Source organism: Bacillus sp. LL01 (assembly GCF_001037965.1).
On sequence record NZ_LFEL01000209.1, the window covers coordinates 1 to 3839 of the forward strand.

Genomic DNA, 3839 nt, shown 5'->3' on the forward strand with positions numbered 1-3839 from the left:
TTATTACAACCTGAAAAACCAATAGATAGTATTTTTTGTGGAAATGACATTACCGCTCTTGGGGCAAGCGATGCTGCAAGACAACTCGGTATCAAGGTGCCAGACGCCCTATCAATTGTTGGCTTTGATGATATTACGATGGCGAGCTGGCCTTATTACAATCTGAAAAACCAATAGATAGTATTTTTTGTGGAAATGACATTACCGCTCTTGGGGCAATCGATGCTGCAAGACAACTCGGTATCAAGGTGCCAGACGCCCTATCAATTGTTGGCTTTGATGATATTACGATGGCGAGCTGGCCTTCGTACTCCTTAACAACATGGAAGCAACCCATTGACGACATGGTAGACACAACGGTTCAATTATTACTAGAAGAAATTAATGAAAAGACGAATAAGGTTATCACCCGTTCATTACCAGGTGAGCTTATCGTAAGAGGGTCTGTCAAAGACAAATAAGGAAGATAGTGGCAAAGAGAGACTTCCTCACTCTTTGTCCTGTTCCTTTTCAATACGTTTTGGTCAAAAAGAAAAGAAAGCGCTTTACTTTATTAAACTGCTAACCTTAAAGCTTAGCAAAGAATAGGAGTTGAACACATGCTAAGWCTCATTGGTTTAATCGGWGGTCTTGCCCTCTTAATTATTTTAACCATACGCGGGATGAACCTGCTTGTAGCAGCCCCATTTTCTGCTTTACTTGTAGCTATTTTTAGTGGATTACCGATCTTTCCACAACTAGCTGCAGATGGTGAAGCGAACTTTTTAAACAACTATATGAATGAATTCGCCGGGTTTGTTGCTTCGTGGTTCCTTATGTTTTTAGTTGGCGCAATATTCGGTAAATTAATGGAAGATAGTGGTGCAGCAGATAGTGTCGCCAATTGGATCGTAAAAAAAATAGGAATGAAAAATGCAGCTCTAGCCATTGTTATTGCTTGTGCGGTTTTAACATATGGTGGCGTTAGTTTATTTGTTGTAGCTTTTGCTGTTTACCCGATGGCTGTTAGTCTGTTTAAGAAAGCTGACCTCCCTCGCCGATTTATTCCTGCTGCACTAGGATTTGGTTCAGTTACCTTTACGATGACATCAGCCGGTTCTCCAGAAATTCAAAACTGGATTCCAATTGAATTTCTAGGGACCACTCCATATGCAGCTTGGGAAGTAAGTTTGATTGTTGCCATCTTTATGATGATCTTCGGTTACTGGTGGTTAAAGCAAATGATCAAAAAAGCTTTAAATAACGGTGAGAAATTTGTAGAAAGAGAGAATGATCCCGTTGATAACAGAAAAAATCTTCCTAACCCTTACTTAAGCTTAATTCCATTGGTCGTAGTTCTTGTAGTGACGTTCTTTACCCATGGTGTGTTAGAGAAATCTGCTTTAATCATTGCCTTATTATCTGGTGTTATTGCAACCTATATCTTGAATCGTAAGCATTTCCGCAACTTCCCAACTGCAGTTCAAGAAGGAACGACTGGCGCCTTAATAGCAATTGGTAACACCGCCGCTGTTGTAGGATTTGGCGGGGTGGCAAAAGCAACGCCAGCATTCTCTGATGCGGTTGCTTTTATGACGAACCTACCGGGAGATCCCTTAATTGGTAGCGCAGTAGCGATCTGCTTAATTGCCGGTGTAACTGGTTCGTCTTCAGGTGGACAGGCTATAGCCCTCCCACTTCTTGCACCTCATTATTTAGATATGGGTGTAAATGCTGATGCGATGCACCGTACAGCAGCTCTTGCATCAGGGGCACTCGACTCACTTCCACATGGTGGGTATGCAGTAACGACTATTCGCGCGATAGCTGGTGAGACTCACAAAGATGCCTACCCAGCATTTGGAGCGTTAACGGTTGTTGTCCCACTCCTGGGAGTAGTACTAGCGATTGCATTATTTGCGATTGGTCTATAAAGAACGAATAAAACTGCTCTTTTAATTAAGAGCAGTTTTTTGAATTATTTGACTGAAGCTTTTATATACCTTATCTTAAATTTAGTAGGGATACATATATTTCATCATACGGACAAAAAAAGAAAGTAGGGGATTCGTTAATGAAGCTGGCAATCTATCAAATGGATATCATTCCTGGGAAACCGGAGAGAAATCGTGAGAAAGTAGCAGCATGGGTTAATGAGGTATGTGAAAAAGAAAAGCCAGACACACTCGTACTTCCAGAAATGTGGACCACAGCTTACACACTGGATGATCTTGGTCATCTTGCTGAAGACGAATCAGAAACTACTCTTACCTTCTTAAAAGAGTTAGCGAAGAAATGGCAAGTGAACCTTGTTGGTGGGTCTTTTGCAACAAAAGAAAACGAGAAGATCTTTAATCGTGCAGTCGTGATTGATCGCAAAGGGAATCTCGTCTATCAATATGATAAGATGCACCTTGTGCCGATGTTAAATGAACATCTTTACCTTGATGGTGGCCAAAATAGTGCTACAACGTTTGAACTCGATGGTCAAAAGATGGGAATCGTCATCTGTTATGACTTGCGCTTCCCAGAATTGATGCGAGGACTTGCTCTTGAAGGTGCTCAAGCTGTCTTCATTGTGGCTGAATGGCCTGAAGCAAGAAGCAACCACTGGAAAATCCTTCAACAAGCGAGAGCGATTGAAAACCAAATGTATATCGTCTCGTCTAACCGAGTTGGAGAATATGATGGAGTTGAATTTTGTGGGAATTCGATGATTGTTGATCCTTGGGGTGATTTCATACATTTTGCCACTCAAGATCAAGAAGAAACGATCATGGCCTCACTTGATTTAGAAAAAGTAAAAGAAGTAAGAGAAAATGTACCAGTGTTCAAAAGTCGTACACCACAGTATTATTTACCGCATTAAACAAACTCAAATTGAAAAGGATTGTACACTGAAGATACATAAGTGTACGGTCCTCTCTTTAATTTTTAATCGACTCTTCTCGGTTACGCTTCACATTAAACTATGCTTCTCACCCTACTATTCTTAACATATTATCCCACCCAAACAGACCCACTCATTAAAAGTCGGTCTGTATCCTACATCAATATCATATTACTCACTTCCACACGGTCTTATATTTCTTCTGATACTTCGCCTCTTCCACTATCTCAATTAACTCCAAAGCTATATGTTTCAACTCTTCATCCCCCAATTGATCATAAAGGTGACGGAAATTTTGTTGAATATCAAATCGAATCAATGTGTAGTTTTTTTCATCAAGACAACCCTTAAACCGATCGACTAGATGAGTCATGACTAACTCTTTTCGTTCAGGTCCTGCTAAAGCAATTCTCCAAATGGATTGAAGAGAATGTCTAGCTGTCACAAACTTGGGATCTTTCGTCACAGTCCACACCTTTGGGAAATCGTCTATTATTCTTCTTTCAGGATCACTGATCGCTAAATGACTGAGAAATTGTGCAGCTCTTGAGCGTTTATGAGCATCTTTATTTGTGAGATCTCCCTTTAATTCATCCCATACTTCATACGCCCAGTCTACTTCATGACGGGTCACTTCAATAAGATGTTGATAAGCTTCATATTGAGCTTGTTTATCTAGAGACTCTAGATCGGTAAAATAGCGTTGGATGGTTGGATTCATTTCACTTCAGCTCCATCGATTTTTACTTTATTATAGCAGTTGTTTAGGAATTCCACATACTAACTATAAAGAGGGTGAGACAAAAGTATTTTAACTTATGGAAAATCGAACATTACCGATGCGGTTTACGTATACCGCTCCTGAAATACACTTCGCTTTCCGTGGGGAGCTAGTGAGCTTCCTCGTGCTATCGCACTCCGGGATCTCACTCCTGCTCTAGTCCCCACAGGAGGTCTACGTATATTTCAT

The 3839-nt window shown here is 40.6% G+C and carries 5 protein-coding genes; 4 read left to right on the plus strand and 1 reads right to left on the minus strand.

Annotation, left to right across the window (positions count from 1 at the left end):
• Nucleotides 1–21: 21 nt before the first annotated feature.
• The 4 genes from AB685_RS30730 (at nucleotide 22) to AB685_RS28060 (ending at nucleotide 2848) form a co-directional block, all read left to right on the plus strand.
• Nucleotides 22–177: a substrate-binding domain-containing protein gene (locus AB685_RS30730; protein WP_277814318.1), complete on the plus strand. Its 156-nt coding sequence runs from the start codon at nucleotides 22–24 to the stop codon at nucleotides 175–177.
• A complete protein-coding gene (locus tag AB685_RS28050) occupies nucleotides 147–461 on the plus strand; it encodes a substrate-binding domain-containing protein (protein WP_082153808.1) in 315 nt (104 codons plus the stop codon). The genes AB685_RS30730 and AB685_RS28050 overlap by 31 nt, the downstream gene beginning before the upstream one ends.
• 138 nt (nucleotides 462–599) lie before the next feature.
• Complete coding sequence (locus AB685_RS28055; protein ID WP_047973892.1) at nucleotides 600–1913, plus strand: SLC13 family permease; 1314 nt, start codon at nucleotides 600–602, stop codon at nucleotides 1911–1913.
• A gap of 140 nt (nucleotides 1914–2053) precedes the next feature.
• Entirely contained in the window at nucleotides 2054–2848 is a 795-nt protein-coding gene (locus AB685_RS28060; protein ID WP_047973893.1) for a carbon-nitrogen family hydrolase, read from the plus strand.
• 196 nt (nucleotides 2849–3044) lie between these two features.
• Here the strand turns inward: AB685_RS28060 and AB685_RS28065 are convergent, their stop codons facing one another.
• Complete coding sequence (locus tag AB685_RS28065; protein WP_047973894.1) at nucleotides 3045–3590, minus strand: hypothetical protein; 546 nt, start codon at nucleotides 3588–3590, stop codon at nucleotides 3045–3047.
• Between the last annotated feature and the right edge of the window lie 249 nt (nucleotides 3591–3839).

Bases quoted from the DNA above. Each gene is read 5' to 3' on its own strand.
- AB685_RS28060 (WP_047973893.1), top strand. From the start codon at position 2,054: ATGAAGCTGGCAATCTATCAAATGGATATCATTCCTGGGAAACCGGAG.
- AB685_RS28065 (WP_047973894.1), bottom strand. From the start codon at position 3,590: ATGAATCCAACCATCCAACGCTATTTTACCGATCTAGAGTCTCTAGAT.